Genomic DNA, 14,692 nt, shown 5'->3' with positions numbered 1-14,692 from the left:
GAAAGATGAAAATTGTAAAAAGAGCTTTAACTTTTGAAGATGTATTATTGCGTCCTGGGTATTCTGAAGTTCTACCTAAGGAAGTAAAAATTCATACTAAACTGACAAAAAATATCACTTTAAATATGCCTTTAATCTCTGCGGCTATGGATACAGTTACTGAACACAGGGCTGCTATTATGATGGCAAGACTTGGAGGGCTTGGAGTGATTCATAAAAACATGGATATAACCTCACAGGTTAGAGAAGTAAAAAGAGTGAAAAAAAGCGAAAGCGGGGTGATTATCGATCCTATTTTTGTAAGTCCTAAGGCAAGTGTTGCGGAAGCTTTAGAAATTATGGCAGAGTATAGAATTTCAGGTGTTCCTGTAGTAGATGAAGATAAGAAACTAATAGGCATACTCACCAATCGTGATTTAAGATTTGAGAGTGATTTTTCAAATTTGGTTGAAAATGTTATGACTAAAATGCCTTTAATCACTGCTCCAAAGGGTTGTACTTTAGATGATGCGGAAAAAATTTTCAGTACCAACAAAGTAGAAAAACTTCCTATAGTGGATGAACAAGGACGCTTGGAAGGACTTATCACTATAAAAGATCTTAAAAAACGCAAAGAATATCCTGATGCCAATAAAGATAATTTTGGAAGATTACGTGTGGGTGCGGCTATAGGAGTAGGACAAATGGATCGTGTGGATGCTTTAGTTGAAGCGGGCGTTGATGTTGTTGTGCTTGATTCTGCGCATGGACATTCTAAGGGTATTATTGATACAGTAAAAGCGATTAAAGCTAAATATCCAAATTTAGATCTTATCGCAGGAAATATCGCCACTGCAGCTGCAGCAAAAGCACTTTGTGAAGCAGGAGTAGATGCGGTTAAAGTAGGTATTGGGCCAGGAAGTATTTGTACCACACGTATTGTTTCAGGTGTGGGTGTGCCTCAAATTTCGGCCATTGATGAGTGCGTGGAAGAAGCAAATAAATTTGGCATTCCTGTGATAGCTGATGGCGGGATTAAATATTCAGGTGATATTGCAAAAGCTTTAGCCGTAGGTGCGAGTTCTGTTATGATAGGATCGCTTTTAGCTGGAACAGATGAGAGTCCAGGAGAGCTTTTTACTTATCAAGGAAGACAATATAAGTCTTATCGTGGTATGGGCTCGCTTGGGGCTATGCAAAAGGGAAGTTCGGATAGATATTTTCAGCAAGGTACCGCTCAAGATAAACTCGTTCCTGAAGGTATAGAAGGGCGTGTTCCTTATGTGGGAAGTATAAGAAGTGTGGTGCACCAACTTTTAGGAGGTTTGCGTTCTTCTATGGGTTATGTTGGGGCTAAAGATATAGAAGATTTTCAAAAAAGAGCCGAATTTGTTGAAATTACCACTGCAGGACTTAAAGAAAGTCACGTGCATGATGTTACTATCACTCATGAAGCACCAAACTACAAGGTTAATCATCAATGAGTTTTGAAGAAAATTTAAAACACGCTAATGAATCTTTGGAAAAATTAAATAATCAAGAGCTTGCCTTAGATGAAAGTGTAAAAATTTATAAAGAAGGTTTAGAGAGTATCAAAAAAGCAAGACTTGAGCTTGAAAAAGCAAAATTAGAAGTGGAGCAAATCGATGAGTAAAATAGCAGCTTTACAGTTTCCAACTTTAGCTTTAAGTGAATCAAGGCTTGATTATTATCTTAAAGCTTCAAAAGACAATGGAGTAAATTTAGTAGTTTTGGGAGAATATGTGATCAACAGTTTTTTTACAGAACTTTTGCATATGCCAAAAAATATGATAAAAGAACAAAGCGAAGCTAAAAAAGAAAGCTTGATTAAACTTGCTAAAAAATACGAATTAGAAATCATCGCTCCTTATGTAAGCGTTGAAGCTAAAAGTTATAAAAAACTTTGCTTAAAAGTTACTCCAAATGGTGTGAAAAGTTATGAACAGCAAATTTTAATGCCTTATGAACATTGGAATGAAGAAAAATTTTTCAGCAACAAAACTCCATCAGAATTAAAAATTTTTACTTTTAATTATGAAAAATTAAAATGTGCTTTGCTTTTTGGTTTTGAGACACATTTTGATATTTTTTGGCAACAGATTATGGCGAAAAAAATTGATTTGGTTATCGTTCCTAGTGCTTGTACCTTTGAAAGCAAACAAAGATGGGAAGAACTTTTAAAAACAAGAGCTTTTTTAAATTCTACAAGCATTTTAAGAGTAAATCGCATAGGCAAAACAAAAGATGAGTGGAATTTTTACGGCGATACTTTGTTTATTAATGCTTTTGGTGAGATAGAAAGTAAATTGGGTTCTGAAGAAGAAATGCTTATTATAGAGCCTAAAAAAAGTGATGAAGCAAGAAAACTTTGGGGTTTTGATAAGATAATAAAAGAATTTAAAAATTAAATTTATACTTATAGATTTATAAGTTTATAAAAGTTATCTAGAGCTGATAGAAGCTAAGGTTTATATTTTCTTTTTAGTAAAAAAGTGCTAAAATTTAGCCTTTAAGGTATAAAGGTTTAAATGATGCAAAATATCCATTTTATCGGCATAGGCGGTATAGGAATTTCCGCTTTAGCAAGATTTTTAAAAGAAAAAGGTTTTAAAATTAGCGGAAGTGATCTTAAAGAGAGTAAAATCACTAAAGAACTAGAAAAAGAAGGGGTTAAGGTCAGTATCCCTCATCATAAAGACAATATTTTAAACAAAGATTTAGTTATTTATTCTACTGCTATCAAAGAAGAAAATCCTGAATTTAAACACGCTAAAGAATTAGGCATTAAATGCCTTTCACGCAAGGAGGCCTTACCTCTTATCTTAGAAGATAAGCGCGTTTTTGCAGTTGCAGGAGCACATGGAAAAAGCACAACTTCAAGTATTTTGGCTTCTTTGCTTGATGATGCTTCTGTGATCATCGGAGCGATTTTAAAAGAATTTGGTTCAAATATGATTTATAAAGAAAGCCAAAACCTTGTTTTTGAAGCTGATGAGAGCGATAGTTCTTTTTTAAATTCAAATCCTTATTTGGCTATAGTTACTAATGCAGAAGCAGAGCATTTAGATCATTATGGTAATGAAGTTTCAAAACTCCATCATGCTTATGCGGAGTTTTTAGATACGGCTAAAATTCGCGTGATTAATGCTGAAGATGAGTTTTTGAAAAATTATAAAAATGAGTCAACCAAGCTTTATCCGAGCAAAGATATCAAAAACTGCACCATGCGTATAGAAAATTTCAAACCTTTTACAAGCTTTGAGTTGAAAGATTTAGGTGAATTTAAGGTTTTTGGCATGGGATATCATTTAGCCCTTGATGCGTCTTTGGCGATTTTGGCGGCTTTAAATTTCTTAGATATAGAAACGATAAGAACTAGGCTTAAAAATTATCAAGGTATTAAAAAGCGTTTTGATATTTTATATGCTGATGAAAATTTGGTTTTAATCGATGATTATGGTCATCATCCTACCGAAATAAAAGCGACTTTAAGCGCAGCACAAGAATACGCAAAATTAGGCGGATATAAAAAAATTACAGCCATTTTTGAACCCCACCGCTACACGCGTTTGGCTGCAAATTTAAAGGAATTTGCAAGGGCTTTTGAGAGTATTGATGAGCTTGTAATTTTACCTGTTTATGCTGCAGGAGAAGAGCCTATAGAACTTGATTTAAAAGCGGTTTTTCCTAAGGCTTTATTTGTAGAAGATATCAAAAGAGAGGGTAGATTTTTAGTAGCTTCTAAGGGGCAAGTTTTTGAAGAAGGGCTTATTATAGGTTTTGGTGCAGGAGATATTAGTAATAAATTAAGGCAAAAAGATGAGTAGGTTTTTTTTATATTTTTTAATTATTTTAATTTTAGCCTTAATCACTTTTGCTTTGCGTGAAAAATTAGGCAAAAAAACTAAACCTTTTTTTGGTATTTTACTTGTGATTTTTATTGTTTTAGCGGTATTTTTTGAATTTGAAAACACGCAAAAAAGTCATTTAAGAACAGATATTATCGTAGCTTTTAATCAAAATAAAAATATTTTATGTAAAGATATCAATGTTTCTAAGGCGTATTTTAATTATGAATTTGGTACAGGAAGTTTTATTTCAAAGGATAATAATCAAAGTTTTAATTCTTTAATCATAGATATTAAAGATTGTAGGTTAAATGATGAATGATACAAAAGAAGAATTGATCTCAAAGCTTGATTTAAACAGCTATTTAGAAGAGTTTAAAGCCCTTTTTGCAAGAGATAAGGAGATTTTTTTGCAAGGAGATTCTAATCTTCATTTTAAACGTATACATGAGCTTTGCGAGGTGGAATTTCCTACTATACCAGAGCTTAGCAATCTTGATAAAGCCTTGGTTCATTTAAGTAAGCAAGGAATTTTGCATTTAGATGAAATTTTTGAATTTGTAAAAATTTTTCGTTATTTTGAAAAGTTAAAAAAAATAAAGCTAGGAACAAATTTAGACTCTTGGCTACAAAAGATAGAATTTGTTAGCGGGGCTTTGGAGCTTTGTTTGAATTTCGATGAAAAAGGGGAGTTAAAAGAAAGTTTAGATGAAAGACTTGTAAATCTTAATGCCGCTCTAAGATTAAAAAATGAAAGCATAATAGCTGAGTTTAAGAAATTTTGCTATACAAAAGCTTTAATGCCTTATCTTATCGATACACAAATCCATCTTATAAACAATCTTGAAGCCTTGCTTGTAAGAGGCGGGTTTAATCACGCTATTAAAGCAAAAATCATAGGTAGAAGTAGTGGCGGTGGCTTTTATATCGTGCCTTTAAGTGTTGAAAATTTGCAAAATGATATAGAAAAAATCAAAAATCAAAAAGAAGAAATTTATTATGAATACGCTAAAAATTTCTCAGCTTTTTTAGCAAAAAATCTACCTTTTTTAAAATTTATCAATACAGCCTTTGATCTTTTTGATCATTATAGCGCTAGGGTTTTGCTTGCTAAAAAAAGGGATTTTGAATTTATTTTGTGCGATCAAAGTACGGATTTAGTGCTTAAAAATTTCGCCCATCCTGCCTTAAAAAATCCAAAAAGCGTGAGTTTGGAATTTAAAAAACAAGTTTTAATCATCACAGGGGTAAATGCAGGCGGAAAATCCATGCTTTTAAAATCCATGCTAAGCGCAGCATTTTTAGCTAAACATCTTTTGCCTATGCATATAAAAGCAAGTGAAAGTAAAATCGGTACTTTTAAAGAATTTGATGCCATCATAGAAGATCCGCAAAATGTTAAAAACGACATTTCAACTTTTGCAGGAAGAATGTTGCACTTTTCCAGGCTTTTTTCTAAGAAAAATTTGCTTTTAGGTATCGATGAAATAGAGCTTGGAACAGATTTTGAAGAAGCGGCTTGTTTGTATAGTGTGTTGATTTCAAAACTCATAACTAATAATCTTAAAATCATCATTACTACACACCACAAACGCCTTGCCATGCTTTTAGCAAAAAATGAGCAAGTTGAACTCATCGCTGCCTTATATGATGAAGAGCTTTCACGCCCAAAATACGAGTTTTTAAAAGGCACCATAGGAAAATCTTATGCCTTTGAAACCGCTTTGCGTTATCAGATTCCGCCGAATTTAGTTAGCGAGGCTAAAAAGCTTTATGGCGAGGATAAAGAAAATTTAGAAGAGCTTGTGGGTAAAAATATCAATCTTGAATTAGAACTAAAAGCTAAGCTTGAAAATGTCGAGAAAAAAGAGCAAAAAGTCGATGAAATTTTACTTTCCTTAAAAGAGCAAAAAGAAAAAAATGAACAAGAATTTCGTACGAGTTTGAGAAATTTAGAATTTAAATTTCACAAAGCCATAGAAGAAGCTAAAAAAACCATACAGCTTAAAGATATAAAAGACAAGCAAAGAAGTCTTAATAAAGCCAATGAACTTAAAAAAGAAATCATCTTGCCAAGTATGGAGCAAAACGAAGAATTGCGTGTGGGGGATTTTGTAAAATATGAAAAAATTAAGGGTAAAATCATAAGCATTTCTAAAAACGATGCTATGGTTGAAAGTGATGGGATCAAACTTCGTGTGCCTTTAAAACTGCTTAAAAAAAGCACTCCTACACCTAAAATAAGTCCAAAAACAAGCATTAGTGTGGCAAAACCGACTAATCTTAGCGTTAGCTTGGATTTGCACGGGCTTAGGAGTGATGAAGCTATTTCAAGGCTTGATAAATTTATTTCAGATGCTTTGCTTGCAGGCTTTGATGAAGTTTTAGTTTACCATGGTATAGGAACAGGAAAGCTTGCCTTTGCTGTAAGAGAGTTTTTGAAAACTCATAAAAGTGTCAAGGGCTTTAATGACGCACCGATCAATCAAGGTGGTTTTGGTGCTAAGGTGGTAAAATTATAAGGAAATAAATGATTGCAAAAGATAATTTAAAACAAGTTTTAGAAAACTTAGGCTTTAAAAATAAAAATGAAAATTATGTAAAAACAATCAATAATTACACTTTTTTAATAGATTATAAAAACCAAAGTATTAATTATCCAAAAGAAATAAAAATTCACGATAAAACTACTTCTAATTTTTCACACCCTGAAAATTTTGTAGTTTTTGAATGTGTGCATAGACTTTTAGAAAAAGGTTATAAGGCTGAACATTTAGAGTTAGAGCCAAAATGGAATCTTGGCAGGGATAAAAAAGGTGGTAAGGCTGATATTTTAGTAAAGGATAATGAAAACAATCCTTATTTGATTATAGAATGTAAAACCACAGATTCTAAAAATAGTGAATTTATAAAAGAATGGAATAGAATGCAAGAAGATGGCGGACAGCTTTTTTCTTATTTTCAGCAAGAAAAAGGTGTAAAATATCTTTGTCTTTATACAAGTGATTTTAGCGATAAGTTAGAATATAAAAATTACATCATACAAGCTTACGATAACGAAGAATATCTAAAAGAAAAGGAATTGCAAAATTCTTATAAAAAATCTAATAACAATATAGAACTTTTTAAAACTTGGAAAGAAAGTTATGAACTGCAATATTTTAAACAAGGTATTTTTGAAGCAAATGTCAATGCCTATAAAATTTTAGAAATTACTCCAACTTTTGATAATCTTAAAGAACTTAAAGAAGAAGGCAAATATCACGAATTTGCAAAAATTTTACGCAAGCATAATATATCAGGCAAGGAAAATGCCTTTGATAAACTTGTAAATATTTTTCTTTGCAAAATTTATGATGAAACTTTTAATAAAAACAATCTCAAATTTGGATATTTTGGTGTAATGGCAGATACTTATGCAAATATGCAAGATAGATTAATGTGGCTTTATAAAGAAGCTATGAAAGAATTCTTAGGAGAGAAAATTACCTTTGTATCTAATGAAGATATAGAAAAAGACTTTAAGCAATTAAAGATAAAAACTTTAAAAGAAGTAATGCAAAATTACATCAAAGAATTAAAATTTTATTCAAATAATGATTTTGCATTTTTAGAAGTGCATAATAAAGAATTATTCTTAAAAAATGCACTTGTATTAAAAGAAATAGTAGAGCTTTTTGCAAATTACAAGCTTACCCAAAACTCTACAAATCAATTTTTAGGCAATCTTTTTGAACTTTTTTTGCAAAAAGGTATGAAGCAAGATGAAGGTCAGTTTTTTACTCCTATTCAAATTTGTGAATTTATTATGTATTCTTTACCGCTTCACGAAATGTTAAGCAAAAACTCTAAAGCTTTAAGGGTGATTGATTATGCTTGTGGTGCTGGACATTTTTTAAACACCTATGCCAATGAGCTTAAGCGTTATCTAACAGAAGATGAGCTTAAAGAGCATTATAAAAATATTTATGGTATTGAAAAAGAGTATCGCTTAAGTAAGGTTTCTAAGGTATCAAGTGCAATGTATGGGCAAAATGAAATCAATATTTTATACGCTGATGCACTTGCTTCTTTTGAATTAGCAAATACAAATAATTTAGAAGGAGAAAAAGCAAAACCACAAATAGAATCAAATAGTTTTGATTTGCTTATAGCAAATCCGCCTTATTCTGTAAAAGGATTTTTAGAAACTTTAAGTGATAAATCTAAAAATACCTATAAACTTTTTAACGATGATATAAACATAGAAACAAATAATTCTATTGAATGCTTTTTTTGTGAGCGAGCAAATCAAATTTTAAATGATAATGCTAAAGCTGCCATTATCTTACCAAGTTCTATTTTAAATAAAGATTCTATTTATAAAAATACAAGAGAAATATTATTTCAAAATTTTGATTTTATTGCCATTGTAGAGCTAGGTAATCAAACATTTGGAGCAACAGGGACAAATACGATTATTTTATTTTTACGCAAAAAAGAAACTTTTAAACAAGAAAATCATCTTATTTCTCAAGATTATAGTTTGATTAAAGAACGCATAGAAGCTGAAAATTTAAAAGACAGTGAAAACTTTTATCAAAATTATCTAAGTGCGTATTGTGATTTTAGAAAATTTGATAAAGAGCTTTATAGCAATTTTTTAAATGGAAACTTAGATTCTAAACTTGCAGAGCTAGAAGCCTTTAAAGATTATTGCAATGCATTTAGGCAAACAAGCGATTATAAAAGACTTAAAGAATCTAAAATTTATAAAGAAAGTAAAGATAAGCAAGATTTAGAAGATAAAGCCTTTTTAGCTTATGCTCAGGCAATAGAAAAGGATAAATTGCTTTATTTTAGTCTAAGTCTTAATCAAGAAGTTTTAATCATAAAATCCCCAAGTGATATAAAAGAACAAAAGAAATTTTTAGGTTATGAGTGGAGTAATAGAAAAGGTGATGAAGGTTTAAAAGAATTGCACGAGCCTTATTTGAGCCCACTTTTTGAAAGAGGCAATCCACAAAATGAGACTAAGCTTAATACTTTAATCTACAAATCTTTTTTAAATACGCTTGATGTTATCCCGCAAGAATTGCAGATTTATGCTACAAAAGCAAGGCTTGTTGATATGATGGATTTTGAAAAAGTGGAATTTAATAAAGCTATAAGTTTAAATCCTAGCAATTCAACGCAAAGTGAGATGTCTAATCCTTTTATAAATTCTAAATTTGAGTTAGTAAGACTTAAAGATTTTGTATTAGATATTCAAACCGCAAAGCGTCCTAGTGGTGGTGTCGGCAAATATGAAAACGGTGCACTGAGTCTTGGTGGAGAACATATAGACAATAAAAGTGGGTATATCAAATTAGATAATCCTAAGTATGTACCAATAGAATTTTATGAAAGTTTTGCGTTGCAAGATAAAGGAATTGTAAAACAATTTGATATTTTAATATGTAAAGATGGTGCATTAACTGGAAAAATTGCAATGGTGCGTAATGAATTTATTAGGAAATCTGCAATGATTAATGAGCATATTTTTTTATTGCGTTGTGATAATATAGCAAAACAAAAATATTTATTTTATATATTACATTCTTATAGTGGACAACAAGCTTTAAAATCTAAAATTACAGGTTCGGCTCAAGGCGGAATCAATAAAACAAATTTAGAATCTATTTTAATACCAAATGCAGACTTTGAGATTCAAAAGCAAATCGTGGCAGAATGTGAAAAGGTAGAAGAGCAGTATAACACAATAAGAATGAGTGTAGAAGAGTATCAAAATTTAATCAAGGCAATACTTCAAAAATGCGGTATTATAGATGATGGGGGGGGGTATGAGCTAAATTCTATTTTAGAAAATTTGCAAAAATTAGAATCTAAACTTGACTTTAATCTTTTGCTTTCGCTAATTGAAGAACAAATTAGTCATTCTGAAGTATTAGTTGAAGAAACTCAAAGCAAGGAAAGAAAGGAAGATTTTAATGCTTTTAAAAACTTTTCTAAAACCATACAAGAGCTTTTACAAACTCTCTCAACTCCACCAAAAGATGGCTGGAAGAGAATTTCTTTAAAGAATGAACAATATATGGAACTTAATCCTAGTAAAAAAGAAATATCAAAACTTGATGAAAATATACTTGTCTCATTTATAGAAATGGCTAGTGTTTCAGATAAGGGTTATATTCAAAGTAAGATAGATAGGTCATTAAACGAAGTAAGAAAAGGCTACACATATTTTATAGAAAATGATATTTTGATTGCAAAAATTACTCCTTGCATGGAAAATGGTAAATGTGCTATCGCAAAAAATCTAACAAATAACATAGGTTTTGGTAGCACAGAATTTCATATTTTTAGAGCAAAAACAGGGCTTGATAGCAGTTTCTTATTCTATAATCTAAATCAACAAAATATAAGAGAAAAAGCAGCTCTTGCTATGACTGGAGCAAGTGGACACAAAAGAGTTCCTATAAGTTTTTATGAAAATCTTACAATCCCACTCCCACCGCTAGAAATTCAAGAAAAAATTGTTCAAAACATTGAATTAGTGGAACAACAAATTGATTTTCTTAATCTTAAATTAGAATTGTTAGAAAAAGAAAAAGAAAAAATCTTACAAAAATATTTATTTTCTTAAAGCATTTTTCGCTAAACTTTGTAAATTTTATAAGGTTTAGCGATGAAAAACATTATGATATTAAGCGGAGCGGGTTTGTCTGTTCCAAGCGGGCTTAAAACTTTTAGAGATAATGATGGACTTTGGGAGGAATACGATGTGATGGAGGTTTGCTCTGCAACAGGTTTTAGAAAAAATCCTAAAAAAGTACTTGATTTTTACGATGCAAGAAGAGCGCAACTTCAAAATGTAAAGCCAAATCATGCTCATGAAAAAATCGCACAGTTAAAAGAAAAATGGGGTAAAAACCTTTTTGTCATCACGCAAAATGTAGATGATTTGCTAGAGCGTGCAGGGTGTAAAGATGTAGTACATTTGCATGGCTTTTTGCCCGAACTTCGTTGCCTAAAATGTGAAGGAATTTTTAATATAGGCTATGAAAAAATCATAGACAAACAATGTCCAAAATGCAAAAGTAAGGATTTAAGACACAATATAGTCATGTTTGAAGAGCAAGCCCCTGCTTATGCTACGCTTTATTCTTTGCTAAATCAAACTTCGCTTTTTATCAGCGTAGGCACAAGTGGGGCGGTTTTGCCTGTAGGGCGTTATGCTTCAATGTGCGAAAAAAGTATTTTAAATATCTACGAAAAAGATGCGAATTTAGAGCGGTATTTTGATAAAATCTACACTGAAGATATTATAAGCGCTATTGATAAAATCGCACTTGATATAGAAAATTTTATGAAAGATGGTAATGTTTGATTCTTTTTTAAGTGGAGTTTTTTTGGGTTTTGGAGTGAGTGTGCCTTTTGGGCCTGTAAATATTTTGATTTTAACTTATGCGCTAAAAGCTTTTAAAAATTCCATAGCTGTAGGACTTGGAGCATTTAGCATAGATATGCTTTATCTTTTTTTGCTTCAATTTGGGCTTTTAAATTTTTTAGACAATGTCATTTTTATGCGTTCTTTGGCGATTTTTGGTTTTTGTTTTTTAACTTATATGGCGTATTTGATGCTAAGAAAAAAGAAAGAAAGCTTAAATTTAGAGCATAAAGAATTTAAAGAAAGTCTTTTGAAAAGTTATATTAAGGGAGCTTTTTTAAATGGTTCAAATCCTTTTGTGATAGGATTTTGGCTTAGCGCTGCAAGTGTGGTTTTAAGTAGTGATCATGCTTATTTGATGACTTTAGGGCTTGTTGTGGCTATACTTTTTTGGGTAAGTGCTTTAGCCTTTGTGGTGGCAAGATATAGTCATGTTTTTAGTGCAAAAGTTGTTTTTATAATCAATATAATTTCAGCTATAATTATAGAGTATTTTGCTCTTAATTTATTATATAAAACTTTTATAGGATAAAAAATGAATGCAAAAGAATTTTTAATCGAACTTTTAAAATTTAAATCTGTTACGCCAAATGATGATGGAGCTTTAAATTTCATCGCTATGGAACTGAGTGATTTTGAAGCTTTTTTTATAGAAAAAGAAGGCATTAAAAACCTTTTACTCACTAAAAAATTTAAAGATGAAGGCGAGCATTTAGCTTTTGGTGGGCATGTAGATGTGGTGCCTGCAGGCGAGGGTTGGAGTAATAATGCTTTTGCGCCTGTGGAAAAAGAAGGCTTTATCTATGCAAGGGGTGCTCAAGATATGAAAAGCGGAGTAGCAGCCTTTGTAGATGCGGTAAAGAATGCGGATTTTAAAGGAGCAAGACTGAGTCTTATTTTAACAAGTGATGAAGAAGGCGAAGCTATATATGGAACTAAGGCTGTTTTAGAATGGATGCAAGAAAGAGATATGCTACCTGATTATGCTGTGGTTGCAGAGCCAACCTGTGTTAAAAAAATCGGCGATAGTATTAAAATAGGGCGTCGTGGTTCTATCAATGGAAAACTTTTAATCCGTGGAAAACAAGGGCATGTTGCTTATCCTGAAAAATGTATCAATCCTGTGCATGATTTTGCACCGGTTTTAAAGCTTTTAGCGGGTTTTGATCTTGATCCTGGAAGTGCTGAATTTAGTCCTTCAAAAATCGTTATAACTGATATTCGTGGAGGTATGGGGGTATGTAATGTAACGCCAAATGATTTAAAACTTATGTTTAATGTACGCAATTCCCCTGATACAAGCTTAGAAGATGTAAAAAGTTATGTAGAAAAAATTTGTCATGGTTTAAACTATGAGTTAGAGTTAAAACAATCAAGCGAAGCTTTTTTGACAAATATCGACAATAAAATCGTTCAAAAAATGAATGAAAGCGTTCAAAAAATCACTCATGAAGTGCCAGAGCTTAATACCAAAGGCGGTACAAGTGATGCAAGGTATTTTGCAAAATACGGTGTAAAGGTAGTAGAATTTGGGGTTTGTAATGATAGAATTCACGCTATTGATGAAAGGGTAAGTATAGAAGAATTTGAAAAACTTTGTCTTGTTTTTAAAGACTTGATAGAAAATTTTTAAAGGTTTAGGATGATTATCAATGGACAAAAGCTTGAGTTAAAAGAGCTTAAATTTATGGATTTTATCAAAGAAAAAGGCTTGAAAATAGAACTTATCGCCTTGGAATTAAATGGAGAGATTATACCTAAGAGTGAATTTGAAAATTTGATTTTAAAAGAAAACGATAAAGCTGAAATCGTAAGTTTTGTAGGAGGTGGATGATGAGAGTAAAATTCAATGGCAAAGAACTTGATACAGACTTTAAAACAAGTTTGGAATTTTTTGAAAATATCAGCAAAAATGAAAATGATGTATGGATTATCAATGGTTTTGCAACAAAAGAGAATATCGCTTTAAATGAAAATGATGAGCTTTTTTGTATAGAAAAAAATACTTTACCTCCAAAAGACGCACTAGATGCTATGATGAGAGCAAGACATACACCAAAGCTTCACGATAAACTTAAAAATGGGCGCGTGGCGGTGTGTGGTTTAGGCGGACTTGGATCACATATAGCGATAAATTTGGCAAGAAGTGGAGTGGGGTATTTAAAGTTGATTGATTTTGATGTGATTGAGCCTAGTAATTTAAATCGTCAAGCTTACCGTGTAAGTGATTTGGGCAAGTTTAAAACCGAAGCTTTAAAAGAGCAAATTAGCGAAATTAATCCTTATATCAGCGTTGAAATTTGTACTTTAAAAATCGATGAGGATAATTTAGAGTCTTTGTTTAAAGATATAGATATAGTTTGTGAAGCCTTTGATAGTGCTATCGCAAAAGCAATGATAGCGCAAAATTTTCATAGATTTTACAAAGATGGTATTTTAATCTGCGCTTCAGGGCTTGCGGGCTATGGTGATAGCAACAGCATACAAACAAGAAAAATTGCTAAAAATTTCTATGTGTGCGGGGATTTGGTAAATGGTGCTAAGGTGGGAAATGGACTTATGGCGCCAAGGGTAAATATTTGCGCAGGACATCAAAGTAACCTTGTTTTAGAGCTTTTAGCAAATAAGGAGTAAAAATGCAAGAAAATTTAAAAAACGATAAATTAAAAATAGGCAAATACGAGTTTGATTCAAGATTTATTTTAGGTTCTGGAAAATATTCGCTAGAGCTTATAAAATCAGCTATAGAAGAAGCTAAAGCACAGATTATCACTCTAGCCTTACGCCGTGCAAATACAGGGGAAATTGCTAATATACTTGATTATATCCCTAAAAATATCACACTTTTACCCAACACTTCAGGCGCAAGAAACGCCGATGAAGCCTTACGCATTGCAAGGCTTTCAAGAGAGCTTGGTTGTGGAGAACTTATCAAAATAGAAGTGATAAGCGATAGTAGGTATTTGCTGCCTGATAATTATGAAACGATTAAAGCTTGTGAGCTTTTAGCTAAAGAGGGTTTTACGCCCCTACCTTACATGCATGCTGATCTTTACGCAGCTAGAGCTATGCGTGATGCTGGAGCTGCGGCTATCATGCCTTTAGCAGCGCCTATTGGGAGTAATAAAGGTTTATGTGCTAAGGAATTTATACAAATTTTGCTTAATGAAATTGATTTGCCTATCATTGTAGATGCGGGTATTGGAAGTCCTTCACAAGCTTGTGAAGCTATGCAAATGGGAGTAAGTGCAGTGATGGTAAATACAGCCATAGCTGAAGCTAAAGATATAGCCTTGATGGCTAGAGCTTTTTCTTTGGCAGTAAATGCGGGAAGAGCGGCTTTTTTAGCAGGTGTGGCAAGTGTGAGTGAAGCTAAAGCAAGTTCTCCATTAACAGGCTTTTTAAGGGATTGATT

At 32.0% G+C, this 14,692-nt stretch carries 13 protein-coding genes; all 13 read left to right on the top strand.

Going from position 1 to position 14,692, the window contains the following annotated elements; all coding sequences use genetic code 11:
• The first annotated feature begins 5 nt into the window (after positions 1 to 5).
• The 13 genes from guaB (at position 6) to OT390_RS05360 (ending at position 14,690) form a co-directional block, all read left to right on the top strand.
• The gene (gene guaB / locus OT390_RS05420) at positions 6 to 1,463 is read left to right on the top strand and encodes an IMP dehydrogenase (protein WP_002868644.1); all 1,458 of its coding nucleotides are present in this window, start codon (positions 6 to 8) and stop codon (positions 1,461 to 1,463) included.
• Positions 1,460 to 1,633 (top strand): exodeoxyribonuclease VII small subunit, encoded by a 174-nt coding sequence (gene xseB / locus OT390_RS05415; RefSeq protein ID WP_002853034.1) that lies wholly within the window; start codon positions 1,460 to 1,462, stop codon positions 1,631 to 1,633. The genes guaB and xseB overlap by 4 nt, the downstream gene beginning before the upstream one ends.
• A complete protein-coding gene (locus tag OT390_RS05410; RefSeq protein ID WP_002888304.1) occupies positions 1,626 to 2,408 on the top strand; it encodes a carbon-nitrogen hydrolase family protein in 783 nt (260 codons plus the stop codon). Before xseB ends, OT390_RS05410 begins: the two co-directional genes overlap by 8 nt.
• Positions 2,409 to 2,528: 120 nt before the next feature.
• On the top strand, positions 2,529 to 3,827 hold the full coding sequence (gene murC, locus OT390_RS05405) for a UDP-N-acetylmuramate--L-alanine ligase (protein ID WP_074471041.1): 1,299 nt from the start codon (positions 2,529 to 2,531) through the stop codon (positions 3,825 to 3,827).
• Positions 3,820 to 4,170, top strand: a complete 351-nt coding sequence (locus OT390_RS05400) for a hypothetical protein (RefSeq protein ID WP_002783335.1) — start codon at positions 3,820 to 3,822, stop codon at positions 4,168 to 4,170. Before murC ends, OT390_RS05400 begins: the two co-directional genes overlap by 8 nt.
• Entirely contained in the window at positions 4,160 to 6,370 is a 2,211-nt protein-coding gene (locus OT390_RS05395) for an endonuclease MutS2 (protein ID WP_079346730.1), read from the top strand. Before OT390_RS05400 ends, OT390_RS05395 begins: the two co-directional genes overlap by 11 nt.
• 8 nt (positions 6,371 to 6,378) lie before the next feature.
• Positions 6,379 to 10,473, top strand: coding sequence for an N-6 DNA methylase (locus tag OT390_RS05390; protein ID WP_406611463.1), 4,095 nt, complete (start codon positions 6,379 to 6,381; stop codon positions 10,471 to 10,473).
• A gap of 42 nt (positions 10,474 to 10,515) precedes the next feature.
• On the top strand, positions 10,516 to 11,217 hold the full coding sequence (locus OT390_RS05385) for an NAD-dependent deacetylase (RefSeq protein WP_061099808.1): 702 nt from the start codon (positions 10,516 to 10,518) through the stop codon (positions 11,215 to 11,217).
• On the top strand, positions 11,210 to 11,809 hold the full coding sequence (locus OT390_RS05380) for a LysE family translocator (protein ID WP_032585128.1): 600 nt from the start codon (positions 11,210 to 11,212) through the stop codon (positions 11,807 to 11,809). The genes OT390_RS05385 and OT390_RS05380 overlap by 8 nt, the downstream gene beginning before the upstream one ends.
• A 3-nt stretch (positions 11,810 to 11,812) precedes the next feature.
• Complete coding sequence (dapE, locus tag OT390_RS05375; RefSeq protein ID WP_002855857.1) at positions 11,813 to 12,910, top strand: succinyl-diaminopimelate desuccinylase; 1,098 nt, start codon at positions 11,813 to 11,815, stop codon at positions 12,908 to 12,910.
• 9 nt (positions 12,911 to 12,919) lie between these two features.
• Positions 12,920 to 13,111: a sulfur carrier protein ThiS gene (gene thiS, locus OT390_RS05370; RefSeq protein WP_002853007.1), complete on the top strand. Its 192-nt coding sequence runs from the start codon at positions 12,920 to 12,922 to the stop codon at positions 13,109 to 13,111.
• Complete coding sequence (gene thiF / locus OT390_RS05365) at positions 13,108 to 13,911, top strand: thiamine biosynthesis protein ThiF (protein WP_002853687.1); 804 nt, start codon at positions 13,108 to 13,110, stop codon at positions 13,909 to 13,911. Before thiS ends, thiF begins: the two co-directional genes overlap by 4 nt.
• Positions 13,912 to 13,913: 2 nt before the next feature.
• Positions 13,914 to 14,690, top strand: coding sequence for a thiazole synthase (locus OT390_RS05360; RefSeq protein ID WP_002854009.1), 777 nt, complete (start codon positions 13,914 to 13,916; stop codon positions 14,688 to 14,690).
• Positions 14,691 to 14,692 lie beyond the last annotated feature (2 nt).

Origin of the sequence: Campylobacter sp. CFSAN122748 (assembly GCF_045277125.1) — a bacterium.
Taxonomy (GTDB): Bacteria; Campylobacterota; Campylobacteria; order Campylobacterales; family Campylobacteraceae; genus Campylobacter_D; species Campylobacter_D jejuni.
Note: the sequence above shows the minus strand (reverse complement) of the source record. Positions and strands in the feature narration are given on the sequence as shown.

Bases quoted from the DNA above. Each gene is read 5' to 3' on its own strand.
- murC (WP_074471041.1), top strand. From the start codon at position 2,529: ATGATGCAAAATATCCATTTTATCGGCATAGGCGGTATAGGAATTTCC.
- OT390_RS05380 (WP_032585128.1), top strand. From the start codon at position 11,210: ATGTTTGATTCTTTTTTAAGTGGAGTTTTTTTGGGTTTTGGAGTGAGT.
- OT390_RS05395 (WP_079346730.1), top strand. From the start codon at position 4,160: ATGATGAATGATACAAAAGAAGAATTGATCTCAAAGCTTGATTTAAAC.
- thiS (WP_002853007.1), top strand. From the start codon at position 12,920: ATGATTATCAATGGACAAAAGCTTGAGTTAAAAGAGCTTAAATTTATG.
- xseB (WP_002853034.1), top strand. From the start codon at position 1,460: ATGAGTTTTGAAGAAAATTTAAAACACGCTAATGAATCTTTGGAAAAA.
- guaB (WP_002868644.1), top strand. From the start codon at position 6: ATGAAAATTGTAAAAAGAGCTTTAACTTTTGAAGATGTATTATTGCGT.
- OT390_RS05390 (WP_406611463.1), top strand. From the start codon at position 6,379: ATGATTGCAAAAGATAATTTAAAACAAGTTTTAGAAAACTTAGGCTTT.
- dapE (WP_002855857.1), top strand. From the start codon at position 11,813: ATGAATGCAAAAGAATTTTTAATCGAACTTTTAAAATTTAAATCTGTT.
- OT390_RS05410 (WP_002888304.1), top strand. From the start codon at position 1,626: ATGAGTAAAATAGCAGCTTTACAGTTTCCAACTTTAGCTTTAAGTGAA.
- OT390_RS05360 (WP_002854009.1), top strand. From the start codon at position 13,914: ATGCAAGAAAATTTAAAAAACGATAAATTAAAAATAGGCAAATACGAG.
- OT390_RS05400 (WP_002783335.1), top strand. From the start codon at position 3,820: ATGAGTAGGTTTTTTTTATATTTTTTAATTATTTTAATTTTAGCCTTA.
- OT390_RS05385 (WP_061099808.1), top strand. From the start codon at position 10,516: ATGAAAAACATTATGATATTAAGCGGAGCGGGTTTGTCTGTTCCAAGC.
- thiF (WP_002853687.1), top strand. From the start codon at position 13,108: ATGATGAGAGTAAAATTCAATGGCAAAGAACTTGATACAGACTTTAAA.